Source organism: Enterobacter sp. YSU (genome assembly GCF_016082135.1).
In the GTDB taxonomy this organism is placed as follows: domain Bacteria; phylum Pseudomonadota; class Gammaproteobacteria; order Enterobacterales; family Enterobacteriaceae; genus Enterobacter; species Enterobacter hormaechei_C.
Window position 1 is genome coordinate 2,466,397 of record NZ_CP059487.1, and the last position, 24,100, is coordinate 2,490,496.

Annotated in this window: 21 protein-coding genes and 1 pseudogene; 16 read left to right on the forward strand and 6 right to left on the reverse strand. The window is 48.8% G+C overall.

Annotated features, from left to right (window positions below; all coding sequences use genetic code 11):
- Positions 1 to 97: 97 nt before the first annotated feature.
- The 4 genes from H2Z33_RS12015 to qseB all read right to left on the reverse strand — a co-directional run bounded on the left by H2Z33_RS12015 (position 98) and on the right by qseB (position 3,134).
- On the reverse strand, positions 98 to 412 hold the full coding sequence (locus H2Z33_RS12015; RefSeq protein WP_063135374.1) for a putative quinol monooxygenase: 315 nt from the start codon (positions 410 to 412) through the stop codon (positions 98 to 100).
- 30 nt (positions 413 to 442) lie between these two features.
- Positions 443 to 1,024 carry an NAD(P)H-dependent oxidoreductase gene (locus H2Z33_RS12020; protein ID WP_015571876.1) on the reverse strand — a complete coding sequence of 194 codons (582 nt, stop codon included), beginning with the start codon at positions 1,022 to 1,024 and terminating at the stop codon, positions 443 to 445.
- Between the two features lie 89 nt (positions 1,025 to 1,113).
- Positions 1,114 to 2,478, reverse strand: coding sequence for a quorum sensing histidine kinase QseC (gene qseC, locus H2Z33_RS12025; RefSeq protein ID WP_045906820.1), 1,365 nt, complete (start codon positions 2,476 to 2,478; stop codon positions 1,114 to 1,116).
- Entirely contained in the window at positions 2,475 to 3,134 is a 660-nt protein-coding gene (qseB, locus tag H2Z33_RS12030; RefSeq protein WP_047636441.1) for a quorum sensing response regulator transcription factor QseB, read from the reverse strand. The genes qseC and qseB overlap by 4 nt, the downstream gene beginning before the upstream one ends.
- A 139-nt stretch (positions 3,135 to 3,273) precedes the next feature.
- Between qseB and H2Z33_RS12035 the strand changes: the two genes are divergently transcribed.
- The 9 genes and pseudogenes from H2Z33_RS12035 to H2Z33_RS12075 all read left to right on the forward strand — a co-directional run bounded on the left by H2Z33_RS12035 (position 3,274) and on the right by H2Z33_RS12075 (position 12,914).
- A complete protein-coding gene (locus H2Z33_RS12035; RefSeq protein WP_003862501.1) occupies positions 3,274 to 3,675 on the forward strand; it encodes a YgiW/YdeI family stress tolerance OB fold protein in 402 nt (133 codons plus the stop codon).
- Between the two features lie 118 nt (positions 3,676 to 3,793).
- Positions 3,794 to 6,052, forward strand: a complete 2,259-nt coding sequence (gene parC / locus H2Z33_RS12040; protein ID WP_063135375.1) for a DNA topoisomerase IV subunit A — start codon at positions 3,794 to 3,796, stop codon at positions 6,050 to 6,052.
- 163 nt (positions 6,053 to 6,215) lie between these two features.
- Complete coding sequence (gene plsC, locus H2Z33_RS12045) at positions 6,216 to 6,953, forward strand: 1-acylglycerol-3-phosphate O-acyltransferase (RefSeq protein ID WP_003862497.1); 738 nt, start codon at positions 6,216 to 6,218, stop codon at positions 6,951 to 6,953.
- A gap of 61 nt (positions 6,954 to 7,014) precedes the next feature.
- Positions 7,015 to 8,427 (forward strand): cell division protein FtsP, encoded by a 1,413-nt coding sequence (ftsP, locus tag H2Z33_RS12050; RefSeq protein ID WP_017384056.1) that lies wholly within the window; start codon positions 7,015 to 7,017, stop codon positions 8,425 to 8,427.
- 130 nt (positions 8,428 to 8,557) lie between these two features.
- Positions 8,558 to 9,733 (forward strand): annotated as a pseudogene (locus tag H2Z33_RS12055) (YgiQ family radical SAM protein); the annotation flags it as partial.
- Positions 9,734 to 9,857: 124 nt separating this feature from the next.
- Positions 9,858 to 10,892: a hypothetical protein gene (locus H2Z33_RS12060; RefSeq protein WP_198091833.1), complete on the forward strand. Its 1,035-nt coding sequence runs from the start codon at positions 9,858 to 9,860 to the stop codon at positions 10,890 to 10,892.
- A 19-nt stretch (positions 10,893 to 10,911) separates the two neighbouring features.
- Positions 10,912 to 11,112: a hypothetical protein gene (locus H2Z33_RS12065; protein WP_000594930.1), complete on the forward strand. Its 201-nt coding sequence runs from the start codon at positions 10,912 to 10,914 to the stop codon at positions 11,110 to 11,112.
- Positions 11,109 to 11,825, forward strand: coding sequence for a zinc finger-like domain-containing protein (locus H2Z33_RS12070; protein WP_000838219.1), 717 nt, complete (start codon positions 11,109 to 11,111; stop codon positions 11,823 to 11,825). Before H2Z33_RS12065 ends, H2Z33_RS12070 begins: the two co-directional genes overlap by 4 nt.
- A 234-nt stretch (positions 11,826 to 12,059) precedes the next feature.
- Complete coding sequence (locus H2Z33_RS12075) at positions 12,060 to 12,914, forward strand: hypothetical protein (protein ID WP_000970401.1); 855 nt, start codon at positions 12,060 to 12,062, stop codon at positions 12,912 to 12,914.
- 8 nt (positions 12,915 to 12,922) lie between these two features.
- On the opposite strand, the gene H2Z33_RS12080 is transcribed toward H2Z33_RS12075, so the two are convergent.
- Positions 12,923 to 13,735, reverse strand: coding sequence for a DNA adenine methylase (locus H2Z33_RS12080; protein WP_001121574.1), 813 nt, complete (start codon positions 13,733 to 13,735; stop codon positions 12,923 to 12,925).
- A 369-nt stretch (positions 13,736 to 14,104) separates the two neighbouring features.
- On the opposite strand from H2Z33_RS12080, the gene H2Z33_RS12085 reads away from it, so the two are divergent.
- The 5 genes from H2Z33_RS12085 (at position 14,105) to H2Z33_RS12105 (ending at position 18,152) form a co-directional block, all read left to right on the forward strand.
- Positions 14,105 to 15,268, forward strand: coding sequence for a hypothetical protein (locus tag H2Z33_RS12085; RefSeq protein ID WP_000114860.1), 1,164 nt, complete (start codon positions 14,105 to 14,107; stop codon positions 15,266 to 15,268).
- Positions 15,269 to 15,515: 247 nt separating this feature from the next.
- On the forward strand, positions 15,516 to 17,207 hold the full coding sequence (locus H2Z33_RS12090; protein WP_000096325.1) for a DUF4942 domain-containing protein: 1,692 nt from the start codon (positions 15,516 to 15,518) through the stop codon (positions 17,205 to 17,207).
- On the forward strand, positions 17,204 to 17,380 hold the full coding sequence (locus tag H2Z33_RS12095) for a hypothetical protein (RefSeq protein WP_000070862.1): 177 nt from the start codon (positions 17,204 to 17,206) through the stop codon (positions 17,378 to 17,380). The genes H2Z33_RS12090 and H2Z33_RS12095 overlap by 4 nt, the downstream gene beginning before the upstream one ends.
- Positions 17,381 to 17,440: 60 nt before the next feature.
- Positions 17,441 to 17,884 carry a hypothetical protein gene (locus H2Z33_RS12100; protein WP_001805248.1) on the forward strand — a complete coding sequence of 148 codons (444 nt, stop codon included), beginning with the start codon at positions 17,441 to 17,443 and terminating at the stop codon, positions 17,882 to 17,884.
- Positions 17,871 to 18,152 carry a hypothetical protein gene (locus H2Z33_RS12105; RefSeq protein WP_000535423.1) on the forward strand — a complete coding sequence of 94 codons (282 nt, stop codon included), beginning with the start codon at positions 17,871 to 17,873 and terminating at the stop codon, positions 18,150 to 18,152. The genes H2Z33_RS12100 and H2Z33_RS12105 overlap by 14 nt, the downstream gene beginning before the upstream one ends.
- A 57-nt stretch (positions 18,153 to 18,209) precedes the next feature.
- On the opposite strand, the gene H2Z33_RS12110 is transcribed toward H2Z33_RS12105, so the two are convergent.
- Positions 18,210 to 18,836: a hypothetical protein gene (locus H2Z33_RS12110; RefSeq protein ID WP_000966518.1), complete on the reverse strand. Its 627-nt coding sequence runs from the start codon at positions 18,834 to 18,836 to the stop codon at positions 18,210 to 18,212.
- Between the two features lie 372 nt (positions 18,837 to 19,208).
- Between H2Z33_RS12110 and H2Z33_RS12115 the strand changes: the two genes are divergently transcribed.
- Together H2Z33_RS12115 and repHI2 are read left to right on the forward strand one after the other, a co-directional pair.
- A complete protein-coding gene (locus tag H2Z33_RS12115) occupies positions 19,209 to 21,665 on the forward strand; it encodes an Ig-like domain-containing protein (RefSeq protein WP_001232713.1) in 2,457 nt (818 codons plus the stop codon).
- A 1,107-nt stretch (positions 21,666 to 22,772) separates the two neighbouring features.
- Positions 22,773 to 23,861 (forward strand): IncHI-type plasmid replication initiator protein RepHI2, encoded by a 1,089-nt coding sequence (gene repHI2, locus H2Z33_RS12120; RefSeq protein ID WP_000159528.1) that lies wholly within the window; start codon positions 22,773 to 22,775, stop codon positions 23,859 to 23,861.
- Positions 23,862 to 24,100 lie beyond the last annotated feature (239 nt).

Below are 24,100 nucleotides of genomic sequence, written 5' to 3' on the forward strand. Positions count from 1 at the left end.
GTGATAAAAAAAGCCCGGCGGCGTTAACGCTTACCGGGCCTGGGAGGGAAGTTGAAGGCCGGGTAAACGCAGTGCCACCCGGCAAATTCCACGAACCTTAAACCCCTTGCTCCAGAATTCGGATATGGGTATCCAGCACGTCACCTTTTACCGCCTCACTCCACGCTTTCATATGCGCGGTCTGCAAATGCGCTTCAAGGTGCGCGACGGTTTCCCACTGCTCAACCATGATGATTGAGTCTGGCGCGGTCGCCTGGAAGCTTGCGCTGGTGGCGGCGTCCACCATCGGCGCGTAGCCGTGGCAGCCTTCTTCTTTCAGTACGGTCGGGATGATCTTCGCGAACTCATCCAGTACCGCCTGGCGGTGATGTTGGCCAGGACGCGTACGGATTTCAGCAATAACGGTAAGCATAATTAACTCCTTCTAATTCCAGGCTACCAGTTAAGCAAAAATTTCCGCGAGATGCTTGCGATATTCTGCGATATAGCGCGGGACGTCCGGCATTTTAATTACGTCGTTGACGATAAAGGTCGGCAGCGGCTCCATACCCAGGAACTGATTCGCCTTGTGGAACGGCAGATACGCGCCGTCTACGCCCACGCCTTCGAAGAACTGATCTTGCTCAGTGAACGCTTCTAGCGGGGCATTCCAGGTCAGGGAGAGCATGTATTTCTTGCCCTGAATCAGGCCGCCGGAACCGTATTTTTTAGACGCGTCTGAGCGGGTGCGGCCGTCGCTGGCATACAGCGAACCGTGACCTTCGGTAAACACATCGTCCATGTATTTTTTCACGGTCCACGGTGCGCCCATCCACCAGCCCGGCATCTGCCAGATAACCACGTCGGCCCACAGGAAGTTCTGCACTTCGGCCTTCACGTCGTAATCGCTGTCCGCGCGCACGACCTTAACATCATGTCCGGCGTCGCGCAGGAAACCATCCGCGACCTCGGTCAGGGTGTCATTGAGCTGGCCTTTAGAGTGCGCAAATTCTTTCGCGCCGTTGATAATCAGAATGTTGCTCATTATTTGTCCTCGATGCTGAGAGTATGCCGGGTATTCTACGCGCGAGGACGGAGCGGAAAAATAAGCAGAATGTGCAAAGTCTTTTGCGCTCAGCGCAATAATGGCTGCCAGCTGACGGTCACCTCAAAGCCCCCTTCCGGCGCATTGCCCAGCGAGACGCGCATCCCATGTAACGCCGCGATACGCTTGACGATAGACAACCCCAGACCGCTGCCGGTGGCGTCCTGGCCCGGTGGACGATAAAAGCGCTCGCCGAGACGCGCCAGCGCATCGGATGAAATGCCCGGGCCGTTGTCGCGCACGGTAAAGCTTTGGGTATGCAGCGTCACGTCCACCACGCTGCCGCGCGGGCTGTAACGAACGGCGTTGTCCAGCAGGTTACGCGCCAGAAGGCTCAGCAGTAGCGGCTGTCCGTGACGCATCACCTCGGGCGCGTTGACGTTGAGCCGAATATCAATGCCCGCCTGCTGCGCCGGATGCCAGATATCCAGCACCGCGGATTGCAGCAAATCGGCCATCATCACGGGTTCGACGTCATCAAGATTATCCAGTGAATCCAGGCGCGACAGGGTGAGAAGCTGGTCCACCAGCCGGGAGGCGCGGTCGATGCCCGCATGCAGCTGCCCCAGCGCTTTAGACTGCGCCCCGGGATCGTCCAGGGAAAGCTGCGCCACGTCGGTTTGCACCTTCAGCGCGGCCAGCGGGCTGCGCAACTCATGGGCGGCATCCGAGGTGAAGCGGCGCTCGCGGGCCATCATCTCCTGCGTACGGGCGAAAAGATGGTTAAGCGCATCAAGCAGCGGGCGAACCTCCGTCGGCACGCCGTGGGTGGGCAGCGTATCGGTCGCATCCGGCGAGCGCGAGCGCAGGGTCCGCGCCAGATTTTTCAGCGGTTTCAGTTCCCGGCTCAGCAGAACAATCAGCAACAAAAGCATGACGGGCAGCGCCACCAGCCACGGCGTCAGCTGCGAGCTGACCACGTCCAGCGCCATATCCTGTCGGTACTCCCACTCCTGGCCAACCACCACGCGGTATTTCCCGTCCGGAGAAGTCAGCCACAGGAAACGCCATTCGTCGTTGTCATCCTGCAACCGACCGTCATCAAACCCGTCCCGGCGGTAGAGGTAAGGTATGTCGCGCCCGTTTTCGCCGTCGTTAAGCACCATGCTGCCGTCGGCGGTGAAGATTGCGAAGGCCAGCGCATCGTCGTCCAGATGGCCGTGTTTGGCTTTTTTCGGTACCTCGCGCATGCGTTCCGGGGCGCGAAGTTCGTCCACGTCCATCGTCAGCAGCCGTTTGGCAAACAGCATCTGCTGGGTATCGAACAGCTTATCGAGCTTGTCGGTCGTCTGGTGCCAGGCCACCACGCTTGCGGCAAACCAGGCCGCCAGGGACAGCAGCAAAAAGAGGAGCGTCAGGCGCAGCTTCAGGCTCAGGCGTTGGGTCAGTTTCATGCGTCACCCAGGGTATAACCGATGCCGTGCACGGTGCGGATAAATTCGCTGCCGAGCTTGCGGCGTAAATGATGAACGTGGACTTCGACGGCGTTGCTGGAGACGTCATCATCCCAGTTGTAGAGTTTCTCCTCGATGGTCTTGCGCGGCAGCACGCGGCCCGCGTTGCGCATCAGCAGCTCCAGCAGGGCGAACTCTTTGGGTTTGAGCACCAGCGTTTCGCCCTCCAGCGTGGCGACAAGGCTTGCCGGATCGAGCGTGACCTTGCCGTGACGCAGCTCGCTGCGCGCCTGACCGTGGCTGCGGCGCACCAGCGCTTCAAGGCGGGCCACCACTTCAATCAGCGCGAACGGCTTACACAGGTAATCATCCGCCCCCAGGCGTAACCCTTCGACGCGCTGATTCAGCGCATCCCGCGCGGTCAGGATCAGCACCGGTTCGCTCTTACCGCTTTCGCGCCAGGCGCGCAGGATCTCAAGCCCGTCGATTTCTGGCAGCGTCAGGTCCAGCACCACGGCATCATACGGCGCGGTGTACAGGGCCGCCTGCCCGGTTTTACCGTCGGTAAACCAGTCCACGTTAAAGCCCATTTTGCTTAAGCCCGCTTTGATGCCGTCGCCGATGAGCTTGTCGTCTTCTACCAGTAAAATGCGCATATTTCCTCCTTGATGTCGTCAGTAAACCTTCTGCAAGCGCCTGCTGTACAGTAAAAATAAATAAATTTTCCCCTTAAGAAGTTGTTAAGGTTTACCCTGTTTAATGGATTGTGAAACGACATTAAAGGGAGAGATAAAGATGAAAAAATTCGCTGCAATTGCTGCCATCATGATGATGACCACGGCCCCTGTCTTTGCTGCACAGGGTGGCTTCTCTGGCCCATCTGCGACACAGAACCAGACGCAAACCCAGCAGGGTGGCTTTGTCGATAACAACGCCAACCTCACCACCGCGGCTAAAGTGAAAGACCTGAAGGACGATGCCTGGGTGAAGCTGCGCGGGAACATTACCGAGCGCCTGTCCGATGACCGTTACACCTTCCGCGATGAGAGCGGCACGGTGGTGGTGGAGATCGACCACAAGCGCTGGAACGGCGTGACGGTGACGCCCCAGGATAAAGTCGAACTCCAGGGTAAAATCGATAAAGACTGGAACGAGTTTGAAATCGACGTGAAGCAGGTTATCAAGCTGAACAAATAACCCGGAAAGGGCCGCTTATGCGGCCCTTTTTCTTTGTGACTCAACTCGCCAGATGAGGTAGTATCTGCGGCAATATTGCCTGAAACCCATCGGTTTCTGAGTTGAGGAATCACACGTAATGAGCGATATGGCAGAGCGCCTCGCGCTACATGAATTCACGGAAAACGCCTACCTGAACTACTCCATGTACGTCATCATGGACAGGGCGTTGCCGTTTATCGGGGATGGCCTGAAGCCCGTTCAGCGCCGCATCGTCTATGCGATGTCCGAACTGGGACTGAATGCTACCGCCAAGTTTAAGAAATCCGCCCGTACCGTCGGCGACGTGCTGGGTAAATACCATCCGCACGGCGACAGCGCCTGCTATGAAGCGATGGTGCTGATGGCCCAGCCGTTCTCTTATCGCTATCCGCTGGTGGATGGCCAGGGGAACTGGGGGGCGCCGGACGATCCGAAATCCTTCGCGGCAATGCGTTATACCGAATCCCGCCTGTCTAAATATGCCGAAGTGCTGTTGGGCGAGCTGGGGCAGGGGACGGTCGACTGGGTGCCAAACTTCGACGGTACGATGCAGGAGCCGAAGATGCTGCCTGCGCGTCTGCCGAACATCCTGCTGAACGGCACGACCGGTATCGCCGTGGGCATGGCGACGGACATTCCGCCGCACAACCTGCGTGAAGTGGCAAAAGCCGCCATCACCCTGATTGAGCAGCCGAAAACCTCGCTGGACGATCTGCTGGATATTGTGCAGGGGCCGGACTATCCGACCGAAGCCGAGATCATCACCTCGCGCGCGGAAATCCGCAAAATCTACCAGAACGGCCGTGGCTCCGTGCGCATGCGCGCGGTGTGGACCAAAGAAGACGGGGCCGTGGTGATCACCGCGCTGCCGCACCAGGTGTCCGGTGCGAAGGTGCTGGAGCAGATCGCCTCCCAGATGCGCAATAAAAAGCTGCCGATGGTGGACGACCTGCGCGACGAATCGGACCACGAAAACCCGACCCGTCTGGTGATCGTGCCGCGCTCTAACCGCGTGGACATGGAGCAGGTGATGAACCACCTGTTCGCCACTACCGATCTGGAAAAAAGCTACCGCATCAACCTGAACATGATTGGTCTGGACGGTCGTCCGGCGGTGAAAAACCTGCTGGAGATCCTCACCGAATGGCTGGCCTTCCGCCGCGATACGGTGCGCCGTCGTCTGAACCATCGCCTGGAAAAAGTGCTTAAGCGCCTGCATATCCTCGAAGGTTTGCTGGTGGCGTTCCTCAACATTGACGAAGTGATCGAGATCATTCGTACCGAGGATGAACCTAAGCCTGCCCTGATGTCGCGCTTTGGCATCAGCGAAACCCAGGCCGAAGCGATCCTCGAACTGAAATTGCGCCATCTCGCCAGACTGGAAGAGATGAAGATCCGCGGCGAGCAGAACGAGCTGGAAAAAGAGCGCGATCAGCTTCAGGCGATTCTGGCGTCCGAGCGCAAGATGAACACCCTGCTGAAGAAAGAGTTGCAGGCCGATGCCGACGCCTTTGGCGACGACCGTCGTTCTCCGCTGCACGAGCGCGAAGAGGCGAAGGCGATGAACGAGCACGAGATGCTGCCGTCCGAGCCGGTGACCATTGTGCTTTCCCAGAGCGGCTGGGTACGTAGCGCCAAAGGCCACGATATCGACGCGCCGGGTCTGAGCTACAAATCCGGTGACAGCTTCAAGGCGGCGGTGAAGGGCAAGAGTAACCAGCCGGTGGCGTTCATCGACTCCACGGGCCGCAGCTACGCCATCGACCCGATCACGCTGCCGTCTGCGCGCGGCCAGGGCGAACCGCTAACTGGCAAGCTGACGCTGCCGCCGGGCGCCACGGTGGACCATATGCTGATGGAGGCCGACGATCAAAAACTGCTGATGGCGTCTGATGCGGGCTACGGCTTTATCTGTACCTTCAACGATCTGGTGTCGCGTAACCGTGCTGGTAAGGCGCTGATTAGCCTGCCGGATAACGCACACGTCATGCCGCCGCTGATCATCGAGAACGAAAGCGACATGCTGCTGGCGATCACCGCTGCCGGACGCATGCTGATGTTCCCGGTCAGCGATCTGCCGGAGCTGTCGAAAGGGAAGGGCAACAAGATCATCAGTATCCCGTCAGCGGAAGCGGCAAAAGGCGTCGATGGCCTCGCTCATCTCTTCCTGCTGCCGCCGCAGAGCACGCTGACCATTCATGTCGGCAAGCGTAAAATCAAACTGCGTCCGGAAGAGTTGCAGAAGGTGGTGGGTGAGCGTGGACGTCGCGGCTCACTGATGCGCGGCCTCCAGCGAATCGACCGCGTGGAGATCGACTCGCCGGCGCGCAGCAAAGCGGACGACAGCGAAGAGTAACCTGTTTCATCCCCCCTCTTTCCGGAGGGGGAATTACCATAAAATTTCCCGTAAAAACGTTGTTAATTCGTGCGTTGCGATTAACAATACGCGCTCGTAATAAAGTCCTTACCTGGCCACAGGTGAAGTATAATTGTCAGCTGTCAGGGCTTCAGAGGTCGCTATGCTATACATTGTTCGTCTCATTCTTACCGTTATTTATTGCATTCTGGTCTGTATTTTCGGATCGATTTATTGCCTGTTCAGCCCGCGTAACCCAAAGCATGTCGCGACGTTTGGCCACATGTTTGGTCGTCTTGCGCCGCTATTTGGCCTGAAGGTTGAAAAGCGTCTGCCTGAAGGGGCGGAGAATTTCGGTAACGCCATCTATATCGCTAACCATCAGAACAACTACGATATGGTGACGGCCTCAAATATTGTTCTTCCGCCGACCGTAACCGTGGGTAAAAAAAGCCTGCTGTGGATCCCGTTTTTCGGTCAGCTGTACTGGCTCACCGGTAACTTACTGATTGACCGTAACAACCGCGCCAAAGCGCATGGCACCATTGCGGAAGTGGTGGATCAGTTTAAAAAGCGCCGGATTTCCATCTGGATGTTCCCGGAAGGGACGCGCAGCCGTGGTCGCGGCCTGCTGCCGTTTAAGACCGGCGCGTTTCATGCTGCAATTGCGGCAGGCGTTCCAATTATTCCCGTGTGTGTTTCCAATACATCGAATAAGATTAATCTTAACCGTCTGAATAACGGACTGGTCATTGTCGAAATGCTGCCGCCGGTAGATACCTCAAAATACGGTAAAGACCAGGTGCGCGAGCTGGCCACGCACTGCCGCGAGCTGATGGCTCAGCATATTGCGCAGCTCGATAAAGAAGTTGCAGAGCGAGAAGCCGCCGGTAAGATTTGACCCGGTGTCGTGTAAGGGAAAACGAATTCCCGCGTTGTTAGTCGTTTCAGATGGAGCTTATATGTCACTCAGTCGGCGTCAGTTTATTCAGGCTTCGGGTATCGCCCTTTGTGCGGGTGCGATGCCGCGGACAGCCAGCGCCGCCGGGCAGCAACAGCCGCTGCCTATTCCGCCGTTGATTGAATCCCGTCGCGGGCAGCCGCTATTCCTCACGCTTCAGCGTAGCCACTGGTCCTTTACCCAGGGAACGCGCGCGCAGGTATGGGGCATTAACGGACGCTACCTCGGGCCGACCATTCGCGTGTGGAATGGCGATGACGTTAAGCTCATCTACAGTAACCGTACGACGGAAAATGTCGCGATGACCGTCAGTGGTTTGCAGGTGCCGGGGCCGCTGATTGGCGGCGCGGCACGCATGATGTCGCCGAATGCCGACTGGGCGCCCGTCCTCCCGATTCGTCAGAGCGCGGCGACATTGTGGTATCACGCCAACACCCCGAACCGCACCGCCCAGCAGGTCTACAACGGCCTGGCCGGAATGTGGCTGATTGAAGATGAGGTCAGCAAAACGCTGCCGATCCCGAATCACTACGGCGTTGATGATTTCCCGATCATTATTCAGGACAAGCGGCTGGATAACTTCGGCACGCCGGAGTACAGCGAGCCGGGCAGCGGTGGTTTTGTGGGCGATACGCTGCTGGTTAACGGCGCGCAAAGCCCGTATGTTGAAGTGTCTCGTGGCTGGGTGCGCCTGCGTCTGCTGAATGCCTCTAACTCGCGCCGCTACCAGTTGCAGATGAGCGACGGCCGCGCGCTGCACGTGATTTCAGGCGATCAGGGGTTATTACCTGCGCCGGTGTCGGTAAAACAGCTGGCGCTGGCACCGGGCGAACGTCGTGAGATCCTCGTGGATATGACCAACGGGGATGAAGTGTCCGTGACCTGCGGCGAAGCGGCAAGCATTGTTGACCGTATTCGTGGCTTCTTTGAACCGTCGAGCGTTCTGGTCTCCACGCTGGTGCTCACGCTGCGCCCGACCGGCCTGTTGCCGCTGGTGACCGACAGCCTGCCGATGCGCCTGCTGCCGCAGGAGATTGTGACCGGCCCGGCAGTACGCAGTCGCGATATCAGCCTTGGCGACGATCCGGGCATCAACGGCGCGCTGTGGGACGTTAACCGCATTGATATCACCGCCCAGCAGGGAACCTGGGAGCGCTGGACCGTCCGCTCGGAGATGCCGCAGTCGTTCCATATTGAAGGGGTGTCATTCCTGATCCGCAACGTCAACGGGGCGATGCCGTTCCCGGAAGACAGGGGCTGGAAAGATACCGTCTGGGTGGATGGCCAGGTCGAACTGCTCGTCTACTACGGCCAGCCTTCCTGGCCGCACTTCCCGTTCCTGTTCCACAGCCAGACGCTGGAGATGATGGACAGGGGATCGGTAGGGCAGATGCTGGTGAATCCGGCACCATAAAACGCTTTCTCCCTCTCCCTGTGGGAGAGGGTTGGGGTGAGGGCAACAGCCCGCACAATACCCCTTCATTTCCCCCGGTAAACCAGCGTATAATCCCGCTCCTTTTGTCTATTTTTTCTTCGGAAGCATTATGAGCGCTATTTCCCTGATCCAGCCGGATCGCGACCTCTTCTCCTGGCCCCAGTACTGGGCAGCCTGCTTTGGACCGGCGCCGTTCCTGCCGATGTCCCGGGAAGAGATGGATCAACTGGGCTGGGACAGCTGCGATATCATTCTGGTAACGGGCGATGCGTATGTCGATCACCCGAGCTTTGGCATGGCGATCTGTGGCCGTATGCTTGAAGCCCAGGGCTTCCGCGTGGGGATCATCTCCCAGCCTGACTGGAACAGTAAAGACGACTTTATGCGTCTGGGCAAGCCTAACCTGTTCTTCGGCGTGACCGCGGGCAACATGGACTCGATGATCAACCGCTATACCGCCGACCGTAAGCTGCGCCATGACGACGCTTACACGGCTGACAACGTGGCGGGTAAACGTCCCGATCGCGCGACCCTCGTCTACACCCAGCGATGCAAAGAAGCATGGAAAGACGTGCCGGTGATCCTGGGCGGCATCGAGGCGAGCCTGCGCCGCACCGCACACTACGACTACTGGTCAGATACCGTGCGCCGTTCGGTGCTGGTGGATTCGAAAGCCGACATGCTGATCTTTGGCAACGGCGAGCGTCCGCTGGTGGAAGTGGCGCATCGCCTGGCGCAGGGTGAACCGGTCAGCGAGATCCGCGACGTGCGCAACACCGCGATCATGGTGAAAGAGGCGCTGCCGGGCTGGAGCGGGGTGGATTCCCGCATTATCGATATGCCGGGCAAAATCGACCCTATCCCGCATCCGTACGGTGACGATCTGCCGTGCGCGGATAACAAACCGGTTGAGCCGAAGAAAGCGGAAGCAAAGGCCGTGGTGGTGCAGCCGCCGCGTCCGAAGCCGTGGGAAAAAACCTATGTGCTGCTGCCGTCTTACGAAAAAGTAAAAAGCGATAAAGTACTCTACGCTCACGCGTCGCGCATCTTACACCATGAAACCAACCCCGGCTGCGCGCGCGCTCTGATGCAAAAGCACGGCGAGCGCTATATCTGGGTTAACCCACCGGCGATCCCGCTCTCTACCGAAGAGATGGACAGCGTCTTTGCTCTGCCGTACAAGCGTGTGCCGCATCCGTCATATGGCAACAGCCGTATTCCGGCGTACGAGATGATCCGTTTCTCAATCAACATCATGCGCGGCTGCTTCGGCGGGTGCTCATTTACTCTTGTTTTTATGTATTTAGAGTTAAACTCTACTTTTCTATTTTTAGAATTCAAGCTATTCATCGTAATTGAGATCGGCCCAGATCCGCGAAATTTTAATCAGCGAGTCAGCTTGGGAAGAAATGACCTGCTTATTCGCACCTTCCCTAGTTGAAATTGAAAAGGGATTTAATCCCCGAGAGGCGGTAATCGGAGATTTGTGTTACGAACAAGAACCTGTCAAATCGATGATTGTGTCAATCAAACAAGCCTTTAAGGAAGGAAGGCAGGTTGATATGATCAAGGTCGTAAAAAGAAAAGGTAAATATTTAGTTCGTCAAGGTCATACTCGTTTTCATGGCTTAAAATTAGCAATTTCTGAAGGTGCTAATATTCCAAAATTATCTGTTATCTTAATCGATTATAAAAACGAAATTGAAGAATACCTTGAGAACCTCGATGGTAACAGAAGCAATGGGCTAAATCCGGTTGGGCAAGCTCATGCATTAGCTCATGCTGTTAGTCTCGGGTATTCGGTTGAAGAACTAGCAATGCGATATCAACGATCAACTACCGCAATTCGTAATATGCTAAAAATCCTTGATATGCCATTAGAGCTTCAACGTTTGATTAGCCTAAATCTAATCAAAAAAACGCTCGCCATTGAAATAATGTTAAAATATTCCAACGATCACAAAATGGTTTTAAAACATATAGAAGGTTTCTTACCTGGCGTTAAGAATATTGAGACTACAACGAGCAAAATTGTAGGCATACCTGAACACAATGCAGCTGGAGCAGGACCAGACACCTTAAATAAAGGCGGACCAGAAAAGAAAAATTCGGCAGTCACACGTAAGACTTTGGGTATTAAGCGCCTCTCGCATAAGAAAACAGAACGGCTAAAATCTGAATTTCTTGAGCTTGTGGAAAGTACACATACGGAATCTATAACGAATACTCAAACAGAACTAAAATTTGGTAGAGATAGTGCACACTTGTTCAAAAATGTTGATAGTAAAAATGTAATATTTTCTGATGATGGTGTTCAAATAATCTTGAATGATGAAAAGCTAAATATTTTATTGTCTTTACTTAACGACGAAAATACAGCAATCATTCTTTCTAAACCAAAATTAGAAGAGCTTCTGGAAATTCGAGATCTCCTTAAGGAATAAAAACCCGAGGATTAGTTGAGTGATTAAACCTATAAAGCTGACTCTTATCGATAATTATAATGATTTGCTTCTAACTCATGAAGTCCTTAAACGCAACATGGAAGAGTTAGAACACGGTAAACGTTTTGACCAATTTCCTGAAGGGCATGACCACTATGAAAAAACTGTGAAAGAAGCTGTAGCAATCGTAGAGGCACGTTTGGAGGTGTTTCGAAAATGAAATCTCTTTTCTTTACTCTTGATGGTCATATGGTACCAGCCTCAGTGAATGTATCCCTTAACGGAGATGGAAATTATTATGCACCTATCGAAAGAGAATGTAACGAATGTGCGGGCACAGGCCACAAAGGGGCTGATGTATGTGAAAAGTGTCATGGGGTGCAAACAGTTGGACCCATTATTGAAAAATTAGTGGTACTAGAGCCAATTACCTTTCTCGATAACATTCCGGAACTGCGTGTTAACCCAACACTCGAAGCATGGAAATCCAGAAACCACGTACTTATTGAGAAAGCAAAAAAGGCTAACACTAAGTTTTCTAATAGTATATTGGCGCAACTAGACAATAACCGTTTTTTGACAGAACGCCAGCTGGATTGTTTCTTTACAACCTTTGATGTGATGTTGTCTGAAACTCCGGAAAATGAACAAGAAATTTTAAAACATAGCTACAATATCGGCCAGGTCATAAGCATTGAACTAACATTTACTGAAGTCAGGGCCGCGTACGCAAAAAGTAAAGGGAGTTATTTTTTTACATTTACTGGTAAAGTTAGAAATGACGGGATCGCTTTAACGGCCGATAAACAGGATCACATTTTATTGGGTGAACGTTATCATTTGACTGGAAAAGTCAGAAAATTCTATGATTTTGATTCGAAAAATTATGCTGCAATAACAGTTTTTAAGTTAAGTAAACTCCAAGACAGTTAAATGTTTTACTGCTTAAATATAGAGCCAAGACTTAAACTGTCGTTAGGACTCACTCACGTAATATTGTTGCTTACGCAATGGGTTTTATCCCTCATAAAGATCTGCGAGTATAAATCTTTTACATTTAAATTCCCCTCTATCACAACCTTTTCAATAGTAAAAAAATGATAATCTTATTAATTATAATTTTTAATTTTTTGTATACCAATACCATACAGTTAAGGCTAAAAGGTGATGATGGAGATGGACTTTAAAATGCACAATGATCTGGGTCTCGGTTTCATTTGTAAAAATGCAAGAACATCGTCAAAGCCAACGTTAAGAAAAGTTACTTTTCCGGTAAGCGCATATGAAACGTCTAAGCTTTCTTTAACCGGTTTTCAATGCCCCACAGCCTGCCGATTTCCTTTTTTTGTGCTATGCATGATAATCCATAACCATCTTTCGTCTGCATGCCCTATCAACCAAAATGAATGTTCAAATCATATATCGCAATTTTCTATCGACATTAAAGTACAAGATTGGCTTAGCCGTTCAAGAGTAGCGTTTATTGATTTCCATAATCTAAGAAATACAGATAAAACCACATTAATAACAGTGGAACATCTTGAAGCTTTACTTACTGTTATGTCAACTACTCTTGTCGCTTACGCTCCATATTCAAAAAAGAGACTTAACTTTAGCTTTCTAAATTCATTTACTTTGTCTAAAACTTCTCAAAGTTACACATTAACTTTCCCGGTAGTTCTCAGTCCGCTTTTAGATGCTCTTGGCGGTTTCATTCAGGAATGCATAACCGAAAAATTGTTAAAACGACGAAATTCGAATTTCATGGTTTACGAGTATCTTAAACGTTCAGGCCAGAGCTCTCATAAAGTGGAGGACATTAATAACGACTTACAGCTTAAAACTCTAAATATAAGACTTATGAGCGTCCTTACTGGGCTTTCTCAGCAAGGACTCATTTCATTTATTTGCGAAGGAAAGAGGGGCGACCGGAGAATAGAAGAGCTTCAGTTTATACCTTATGTTCAACGAACTCACCCTGAGGTATTAACTTTTCAGGAATGGATTAGCCCCGTTGATTAGAATTAACTCTATTTCAGCACGGCCAGTATTTCTGTTTCCGTTTTCCGTGTATTTGGCTTACTTCCTACGGATCGGTAAGCGCTGAGTCTGTGTATGACGAATCCACGCTCTTCATAGAGGCCCAAAGTGAATGGTGTCAGGCTATTTGATATCGCAACAGCAGCGCCTTTTCTGTGAGCGTCAACGAGCATATTTGCTAACAGCACGTGGTCGCTTTGGCTGAACGGTTTACCATCGTAACTGACAAAACTAGTTTTGCTTGTTTTGTCATATGGCGGATCACAATAAATCTGATCTCCTTCGCCGGTTGCGGCCAGAGTCTCCTCAAAACCAGCGGTGATCAGTTCAATACCTGAAAGACGAAATGAAAGGTAGTCTATTTTATTGAAGTCAAGCTTCAGTTCTGTATGTTTCCCCCAGGGCACTGAATAGATTCTTTCTGAGTTATAGCGGCACATACCGTTATAGCCCAGGCGATTCAGGGAGTAAAACAAAGCCGCTCTTTGAAGCGGTTGACCAGAAATACAGGTTTTGTTGAAACGGTCCCTCATCTCATAGTAGTCCTTTTCGACAAAGGTTTTATCCGCTAGGTTTTGGACCTGATTTATAAAGTTAGTTTTCTGTCTTTGAATAGTCCTGTATAGGTTGATCAAGTCTGGATTGCTATCTGCAAGCAATGCATTTTGTGCAAACATGTTCAGAAAAACGGCACCACCGCCTATAAAGGGTTCTACCCACCGGCAACTATGATCGTGTGGGTAGTGATGGCTGATGAAAGGCATCAGTTTCGTTTTTCCACCAGCCCATTTGATTATCGGCATGTGTCTGAGATGTCGAGTCAAAGTGTCTATACCTGAGAGAGAAATTTAGGTGCTGGTATCGTACCTAACCACGGGCTTTAACTAATAACTTAGGGAGCAAAAAAAAGTTGTTTAAGACGCACAGTTTTGACTTTCAGCATTGCGGATTTATAAGATTTTTCCTCACTGATACCTGAACTTTATGTTTTGGATTTATGTCTTTGTTTATGAAGCGATTTTGATGCCATCACAAGAAATGGGGAGCCCTCTTTTTTTGTGAAAAATCAGAATAGGCTCAAAAAGTACCTTTTTTGCGAAAAATTATGGATTTTTTTTTCGGTAGTATCCCCGCTACGCAGAAAGTAAGCAGAAAAATGTAACGGAGCCCCTATGAGTGTTTTACTGACAGAACCTACACAGCAAGCTAATGACAAGGTCTTTAAAACGGCCCATGTTGCCTTTTCAGTAGTTACTGGCACAGGTCGTTACGTCACTGGGCTTAAACAGTTCCGTGATGCAAACCCTGAACTTTGTACTGAAGTAAGTGACCAGAAAGCATGGGCTATCCACCCTTCAGTAATTCAGGTCACGCCAGGCTTCAACTCCCGCGAAATGGGAATGGGTGACGATTACTATAAGCTCCCTGAGGTTGAAGAACACATCTACAACATCAAGAATGCCTACATTCGAGGTGACTATGTAGACCCTATCCGAGTACGTGTCATTGATGGGGTACCTTTTGTTCGCCAGGGGCACTGCCGTTTAAAAGCCGCAATGATGGCATGTGATGAAGATCATGACATCACAATCCTTTGCGTTGAGATTAAAGAAGATGAAATTGGCTGTGAGCTCGCGACCATTGATGGTAACCGTGGTCTTGCGCTTTCTCCTGTTGCGCTTGGCGAGTCCTATCGTCGCCTACATTCTCTTGCTGGCTGGTCACTCGAACGAATTGCTCAACGTGAAAATAAAAGCCCGACGACCATCAGTTCTCTTATCCGCCTGACAACCTGTTCTGTTGTTATCAAGAAATGGATTCATGCTGACGCTATTTCGTATGTTAACGTGCTTTCACTGATCGATGAGCTCGGTGAAACAGAAGCAATTTCACGTATCAAGAAGATGATCGCGGAACTTGAGCAGGCCGATGCGAATGGCATCACGGTGAAAAAAACCCAACATGGTCAGGTACGAGTCAGACCTTCAGACTTCAAGCCAGCACGGATTCCGCCGGTTATTGCCACAAAAGCCGTAGAAGGCGTCAAACTCATCACCACCAGCTTATTACAGAAACTGGGGGATATTGAATTGCCGGAGATGACAGATTCAAGTGCTGACGAAGAAATCAACATTACGTTGAACCGCAGTACTCTGGAGATGCTGAGAAATCTTTCAAAAGAGATCACAGAATCAGAGAACAAGCAGCTTCGCCGTGCGGAGAATCGTCAGGCAAAACTTAATGGTGAGAAGCCAAAATACCCACGTAAAAAAAATGCTAAGAAGGCAGGGGAAGAGACCGATCAGGATACTGACCCACAGCCGGACGCAGAATAATTTACTTTTGGCAAAGTGTTGGTTTTGTCAGAGTCATTAAGGATTCAGGCTTTTTGCCCGCCTTTTTTAAACCTCCATGTATCGTTCTTGCCCCGTTTATGCGGGGCTTTTTTTTTGCTTCTTTCTATGAGTTGACATCTTTAAGTTTTATTCAGAGACATAAAAAACTTTTTCGTGTCACTGAACCTATTAGGTTACAGAGCGACGTTGCTATCCTGGTAAAAGTTTTTTCTAAAGGACCGGTAAAATGTCATCTCTTGATTCTGAAGCTAAACCCGATAATGCAGGTCACAGCGTACTGGCTTTAACAACCTCTCATAGCCTGGTGGTTAGCTCTTCTGAAACATTTCTTCCAGATATGCGCAAAGAGCTCGGCATTATCGCGGATCTTGTTGAGTCCTATAATGATGAACTCTGCTTGTTGAAACACATGGCTGTCCAGTTCAAAACCCACAATCACCAGAAACTTTATTCTTATCTCTCAGGCTACAACCACAGTATCTCTGAAGCGGATGCCTTGTTCGCGGAAAACGCTCTGAGATCTGAATACTGGAAACGCGTTATGGCACTCACTGATGTTTTGCCTATCATGTCGGATGCCAAACGTAACGAATGGGATAAGCAGTTTACGGCCGACCGCTATATTATGCCGCCTCAGGTGATCCCTGATTTCACAGCTGACGCTGTAGTAGGCACAGTCGTTGCTTTGCTTAATGACCGCAATCAATTTATTAAAGAAAGGGTTTACGACGTCTTCCAGTCTCTGAGCCGCAGTCATAAGACAAACAAAGCTTTTGGGTTCTCCACCCGCATGATCACTACCGGAGTTTGCGAGCCGTCTAAATACCCCTGGCAGAAATTAAGGGTGGATTTTAAAGAGTCTGGCATTTCACCACTGAGCGAGCTCCGCGTTATATGCGCATTCTTCCGTGGCGAACAGGTGAAGGCGATCCATAACACCAAATCATTGGTTGAGGCGTTGGTCGAACATGAGGGGTTCAGAAAATGGATCTGCATCGATGGCAACAGTATTCGTTTCAGGGTTTACAAAAATGGATCAATGCATATTGACGTCCACCCTGATATCGCCGAGCGGCTTAACAATATTTTATCAGCTATCGTACCGCTGGCATTACCTGCCGACCGCATGGCTCATAGCAAGAAATCTTTGGAGGCATTCCCTGTACTTAAGCAGTGCATCGACTTTGATACCCGGATGCAGCTTTCTGAACTAATGTTTAAAAATGACGGGGACAATAAATGGAGTTGCTGGACATCTTTAGGGTCTCTCGCCGAACGCAAATCTTCGAGTGTTGCCGCTGACACCCTTCGGTTCTTAGGGGCAACAGTAACAAAATACGATGTGACATTTTCCTATGATCCGTGTGAGGTTATTCGTTACATCGGCCAGATAGGGGAGATGCCTGATATTGTATCGCATCAGTTTTACCCTTCATCTTGCCGAATCAGCGAATATGTATATTCCCTGCTCGGTGCAGGGGAAGGGGATACCCTCCTGGAGCCTAATATTGGCCATGCGGATTTGCTTAAATCATTCCCTGCCGGTGTGATCGTTACTGGCATCGAGCTTGATACTTTGAATTGCCTTATCTCCCGGGCTAAGGGATACGATACGACAGAAGCTGACTTCCTCACATGGTCTAAGTCTAATCAACAGAAGAAGTTTGATTATGTCGTGATGAACCCACCTTTTGCCGATAACCGGGCCAGGCTGCATCTCCAGGCAGCTGCATCTCATCTCGCAGCCGGGGGATCTCTAGCAGCCGTTCTTCCATTATCTCTTCAGGGGCTCGATAACCTTCTGGGGGAAGAATTCCGGACGGAATGGATGGACGTTTTTGAGAACGAGTTTGAAAACACGACCGTTTCGGTTCGCATCCTGTACGCCGAACGTATTCAACAAGAGGAAGTCCTATGAGCAACCAACCCACCAGCCTGCCAGAAGAAGATATTGAGTTTGTTATGGATACCTTTCAGAGGAGCATGGGTAAATCCAAACCTGTCAGGGATACTCAAATAGAGGGCGAGAAACCGCAAAGTAAAGAGTCCGCAAACTCAACTGAAAACCCCGGTTATGAAGAATTCTTTTAATTACGCTCATGATATCCTGGTGCAGTTATTTAGAATGATATTTGAGGGATGGGGGACATTGTGATTAAAAGGCGTAACATTCGACGATCAGTTTATGGATTGCTTATTGTTCTTATCGCCGGAAATGTGTGGTTAGGCCTTAGAGCTGATAAAATTCATAAAGTGCGTTATCAGGATTTCTGGTCACCGGCAACTGTGATTAAAGTAACTGTAATGCCTTCAACGAATGAAATCCAGCTCAGTGGTAAAATCCCTAAATCGGTAAGAGTTTCAAACAATTATGTTGAGTACTCGTTACCGGGCACACTCTCGGACAAGACCATTTACCGAAGCGTGTTAGAAGATGAGATGCTCACTTTGCTTAATGCTGGAGGTCAACTTGAAGTTAAATACACTCTGGACAAGCAGACAAATCGAACTAAGGTATGCACTAAGTGCTTACGGGTGATTAAAGATATTAACCATCAATATTCAGCCACTGAGGTAAAGCATGGGCAGTCCTAAATTTGAAATTGCTGAGCAAATTAAAATGTGGATCGTTGTTTATCTAGTTTGCTTTTTAGCACTTTACTGTGTGTTAAGCGCTCTACATGCGCTTTATGATCCGCTAAATTTACCTGCCCTGACGTGGCCTATCAGCTGGTTCGTGGTGCCTGAAATGACAAGTTTTGGCAGTGCATTATTAGCTTTTGTCCTAACGCCAGGCCTTTGCTCTATAATTGCTGTTTTATTCGGTAAGTCTACCTTTAAAAAAGCTAAAACAAAAATATAGAGTTAATTAGATTGGTGGCTCAGGTTTATAAAACCTCTCACTAGAGAGGTTTATTTATTATTTTTGACTGAGATTAACAGCGTTTTCCATAAATGTATCAATAACAACCGTAAGAGACTGGCTGGTACCATGGCTATACTCAGGCCAAGGTAAAAAAGGATATGAAGAATACGCCATCAACATGATACTGGTTGGGCAACGCCAGTCCGTTGGAACACCTTTACTGTAATGGACAATCATAGCCGGGCGACTACAATCAATATCTCCAGCGTTTTTATCGAGTACGAAAGTAGCCAGAACGCCGGTGTCCTTCTGGGATACGAAAACAAGGCTGTCAGTAAAAATAAAGGCCATTAAGGAAGAGGCCAGGAAAGCGCCAGTAAATAAGGACTTCTTCTCTTTCCAAACGCGTCGAGCATATAACCCCATTAGCGCTACCGCTGAAACCATTCCGGACCACTGAGCACCCAAAGAAAAATCTGTTACTGTTTTAGATGTCATACTTTCATTAATAGTAATCATTGCGACAATGAATGGTGATGCAATTCCAAGTGTTGCTAGGACTATCAGCGATATTTCAGACCGGTTTTCTTTAGCGGATCCTTTACTTATTGCAGACATTGCTCTGAACATAACGAATGTACTGTTGAGCATCAGAAAACAGCATAAGAGCATGTATAACATTGGGTTTCCTCAACCTAGAAGTGATGGTTACCCTGTTATTTTACATAAATTTGACTCAACAGATGCTTTTAAAATCTCGCTTCCTTGAATTTAAAAACATATCAGCACAATTGGCAAACATAAAGGAGCAGCGTCTATCAAAAGTTACTTTTATGATTGGTTGAATACTCATTTTGAAGGCTAAAATCCAAAAAAGTGGGTACAAAAAGTTACTTTTGCGTCATCCAGATGCACTGCCGCCATTTTGCATTCTGTACGTTGGTTGCTTTCTCACTTGATGTCTCTTTTAACAGGCAAATTATCACTTTATCCGACCGGACCTTGTAGGCTGAATCCGTAGAATAAGGCTATAACCTATTCCCGGAGCATCATATGCGTAAAACTCTAATTGGCTGCATGGTTGCAACTGCCCTTGCTACTGTATCTTCGGCACATGCTCAGGTATTTAGCTACTCATTTACAGATACCAATAAGGCTGTTCGGAATATTAAGCCTGCAACACAAACATATCTTAATCCCGCTGGTGTTTTGACTCTGAACTTGATATCGGGTCTTGATCGGTACGAGCGAGTGACGGTCACACGAGACAGCGATAAAAAGGTTATGTATTCCTCCGTCTCGACCAAAACGAGCGTTGCAGATCGTATCGTTGCTGCCGATGGAACAGAATACTATGGAAAGGATATGGTTCTACCGGCGCTCGGAGAAGGGACCTTTACTGTAGTCAATGAAACTCTGGATATTCGCCAGACTGTAGTGAGCACATCTACTTATCATTTCATCGTTGATACAACTCCTCCACGCTATAAGAGTATTTATCCGAGTCAAAACGCAGGTTACGACATGGTACTTTCTGGGCCACTTTGGGAGTTGGGCCGAGGCGGTAGTGGCCAGTTTTCTATATTTGCAGACGGTATTGAGGATGCTAGTGGAATTGCCAAGATCCGTCTTGTCATTAAACGAAGTAATGGTTCTGTGGTCTCCGACAATAACCTGAGTTATGACACAGCCAATAAACGTGCGTTCTATCCGTGGATTAAAGATATGAACACCCAGGCTGGCATGCCCTCAAGTGATCTTGATGAAGAATTCACCTTCAATTTCATCGTTACGGACCTGGCAGGAAATACGCTTAACATTCCTCCCCAGCGGTTTTTATATGACGATCAAATGGGAGAATTTACGCCATTTGCAGTTCATGACTCACGTGTAAGCACCAGTGTTGTACCCGGCATTTCTTCGGGATACGTCCCGTTTAAACGAGGCCTTACAGTGCTGGAAAACCCCTACAAGTTGGTTATACGTATCCCAAGAACTAACTGGAAGCCATATCGAAATGGTGGCATGAGCATTACCAATAACTATGGCGGAGTACAGGTCCTTTCCGAAGATGCCACCTATGTCTACGTGGAAGTTAAGCTGCCACAGGGTGCCTTAGATGGAAACTACTATAGACCTGTGAATACATATCAATGGTCTGGAGGAGATCTTGGTCAGTATGCCAGCTGGCTCAACTGGGATCCTGCCTCTGTAAAGAGTCCGGCTTGGGGAAGTTCACCCATAGAACGACAAAAGGCTGATGGAACATGGTTCAACAGCGTAAACTGGAACCTGTTCAAGGCATCTGATATGCCTATAAAACTTACTAATATCCGGTTCAATGTACAGGCTAGGCCATATGATCAAAAAATCACTGGCGGAGCAACATGCAGTATTCCAGCTGGCTCAACAACCTGTACCGTCTCTTTGCCCCAGGATATTATAAATGGCACTACCGGCTATCTTCATAGTGGCTATGAAGTAAGGTCAACCACCGAAGCAACCTTCTTTGCCCCTATATGGGAGAATATAGCCTGGCATACACTGGGTCCCTCCGTCACTGGATTTGATTACATTGAAACCACCAACATTCTCCAGGTTTACGTGAATCAACCTGGAGATGGTTCATATTTCGACCATGTTTATGTAAATCGAGTTTGGTTGTCAGATAAAAACCGTAACAACGCAGAAATAAGCGTAACCGGCAAACAAACAGGTAGAAATATGGCGTCTGGGAACTACACGTATGAGTTCAACATGAAAGAGGTACCAGAAGGCAGTTATAACGTGGTAATTAATGCCCAAGATACATTCAACAATACCGGTAACCTCCCTTATCAAACTGTTGTCGTTGATAATACAGCACCATCTGTAAGTATTAGCTACGAAGGAAAACCGATCAGCAAAAACGTAACAGTATATGGGCTGGAGAACGTCCGTATACAGCTCACCGATGCTCTAACTAAACCATCCTTAAGCCGTATGACTCTTCGCGGTGGCCCTGTTTCTGATGCGGTGGAATTGTCTTGGGTGAATCTGGGAAACAACCTGTATGCACCTAATTATCCCAAGATCTTTCCGTCTCTTAATGAAGGCGAAACATACACTCTCACAGTTCAGGCCAAAGATGAGATGAACAACGTTAAAGAAAGCTCAGTCGAATTTAACTACCTTCCAAACAATCTCGTCAGGCTAGAGAATCTGAAAACCTTAGCTGTCAATGCTTCTCTCAAAACATCTGACAATACTCCTCTGGCTGTTCTGTATGCCAGCCAGCTGCGTAAAAAGGATGGTTCAATCGCTACAGGGCTTCAGGACGCAGTGCTTACTGTCCGTAAGGACGCTGCATTCGGCGTGACTGTAAATGGTGTTTCTGCGATGCCAGGTGAAAGCAAAGAGCTTCAACTGGATTTGGGGCTCGGGGACAGCCGTAGCTTTCCTATTTTCCCTGCTGTATCCGGCCTTACAGGCAGATCTGAGTTCATGATTAACATTGAAGAATTAAAATAAAGCAGGGCTGTTTTGCTGAAGCACAACGGCCGTCTTCTGATGCGCCGTAGCCCATGTTGTTGCAAATCAGTCCGACGTTCATTGCGTAAGTAACGCTTACTGCGGACCATGGTAGTGATTAGACTCACTACCATGGTCATTTCACCACATATCTTCTCTGCATTGCTCTTGTTGGGCAGACTAGTAACTCGTCACTAAATTGCAGCTTTTGTCTTGCTAAGTCGCTGGTATAACTGCACTACGAAATCGTCAAAAGATTTTATCCCTCATGTAGATCCAATAAATGATCCCAAAGGTGCCAGAGAGTACAAAGAAGATCCCGGTACGCTGTAGGCCGCATGGTTACTGGGCTGGAGCATTGTCACTGACAACAGTAGCGACATAAGTGACAACGGGAGTGACTTAAAAGACAATGGTAGAGACTATTTCGACGTTGGTAATGATTTTAAGTGACAATGGTAGTGAGGTTAGACTTAAACTTCCACTGTAAGGTAAGGTGACTCGCATTATTTAAATAAATTATTACTTTCAATTACTTGCGACACGAGTCTGCATGTATGCTTCTATTTCTCAAAAATTTATCCACCGAAAATGCCTGTGGCTGTGATTTAGCTTTGACGACAGTTTTTATCAGGGAGGCAAGTTGAGACCTGTATAAGAACTAAGCATTTATTTATCCCCATTTTCCACAAGGTAGTTCCAATAATTAGTACCTTAGTGTTCCTGATAGATCAAAAGAGATCCCCGCTGCCTCCAGGCCAGACGGCACAAGGCCTGAGACGTGATCAGTGACAACAGTAGTGATTATTTTGACATTGGTAGTGATTATTATAACGTTGGTAATGAGTTTTTTGACATCAGTAGTGATCAGAGCGACAATAGTAGTGACTTTTCATTAGATCTTTTTAACTTGATCTGATCCGTTGTTGATAAGAGTTGCAGGTCATTGTATGCAAAGAGTTTTTGCCAAGTTTTAATGAGTGGAGTCGTTTTTTTAGGTAGAACTTATGCACAGATATGGATCATCACAATGATCCATCCAGTGACATAGAGTTCGCTGGGGCTTACTATTCACCAATCTGTTTACACATTCAGTGATAACTTATTATGACTAAAGAGAAAGATACTGAGCAGCAGGACCTGGTCACCAGGGCTTTCTCTGTTAGAGAGAAAGAATCAGGTAAAGACATCATTTTGCGTCCTAACAGCAACCGTACGGTGCAGTCTATTGCTTTGATGCGGCTCGGGCTGTTCGTCCCATCACCAAAGAGTGTGGGGCGTCAAAATCGGGAATATAAAACGGTTGGCTTTGACGCAACGAAAGAGTTACAGACGCTCTCTTTAATGGAGAGCGAGGGGTTCACCAATATTTCAATTGTCGGTGAGCGTCTTGATATGTCAGTAGATTTTAAGACGTGGATGGGCATCATTCGAACCTATGCCAATCATCCGATTAACAATGACACGATAAGCTTAAAATTCACTGAATTCCTCAAGCTATGTACGCCTGAAAATTATCGCTCATCTACAGCGTCCAGAAAACGTATAGACGCCTCCTTACGCAGGTTAGCATCCGTTACCTTGTCGTTCACCAGTAATAACTCGTCCAAAGTCTATACAACGCATCTGGTACAGTCTGCCCTGTTAGACCCGGAATCAGATCAGGTTGTCCTTCAGGTTGATCCTAAGATTTTCGAGCTCTATCAATACGATCATAAGGTTTTGATGCAGCTGAAGGCAATTAAGGAGTTGGCCAAGAAGGAAAGCGCCCAGGCTCTCTATACGTTCATAGAGTCATTACCGCCAAATCCTATACCGATATCCCTTACTCGGCTGAAAAATCGTCTGAACCTCAAAACACGAGCAAATAGTCAGAATGCTACCGTGAGAAAGGCTCTTGAAGAGTTGGCATCGATAGGATACCTCCAGTACACCGAAATTAAGAAAGACGGAAAAGTATACTTCCAGATTCATAAGCGGGATCCCGATCTGAATTTGAACAATACTCAGCCTCCTTTAGAAGTGGTTGAAGATGAAGAAGAGAACTCAGGGTCTTCTGTTTTAGAAGGTGAGTTATGCCCACCAGCTGACCCGATAGACGGCGATGATGTTCTTACCGTCCATGATTTAACCGCTGAAGAACTGCGCTATATTCGTAGTCTTCGAAGCCAGAAAAAGAACAGCAACGCCAGCTAAAGTTAACCCGGCGGTTCAGGCTCCGGGTGCTAAATTACTTCTTCGATTTTCGTTAGTCCCAGCCCGCTCTTTCACGTCAACGGTAATGAGTCAAAAGTCATTACCGTTGTCATTGTTCTCTACCACCCTATGTAGATCGAGATTGCGAATTCAACGCTTTCTCCTGAGTCACCTGTTAACACCCGGTTTCTACGCTTTACTTCATTGGCCAGTACATCCAACGGAAAATATCGTAACGG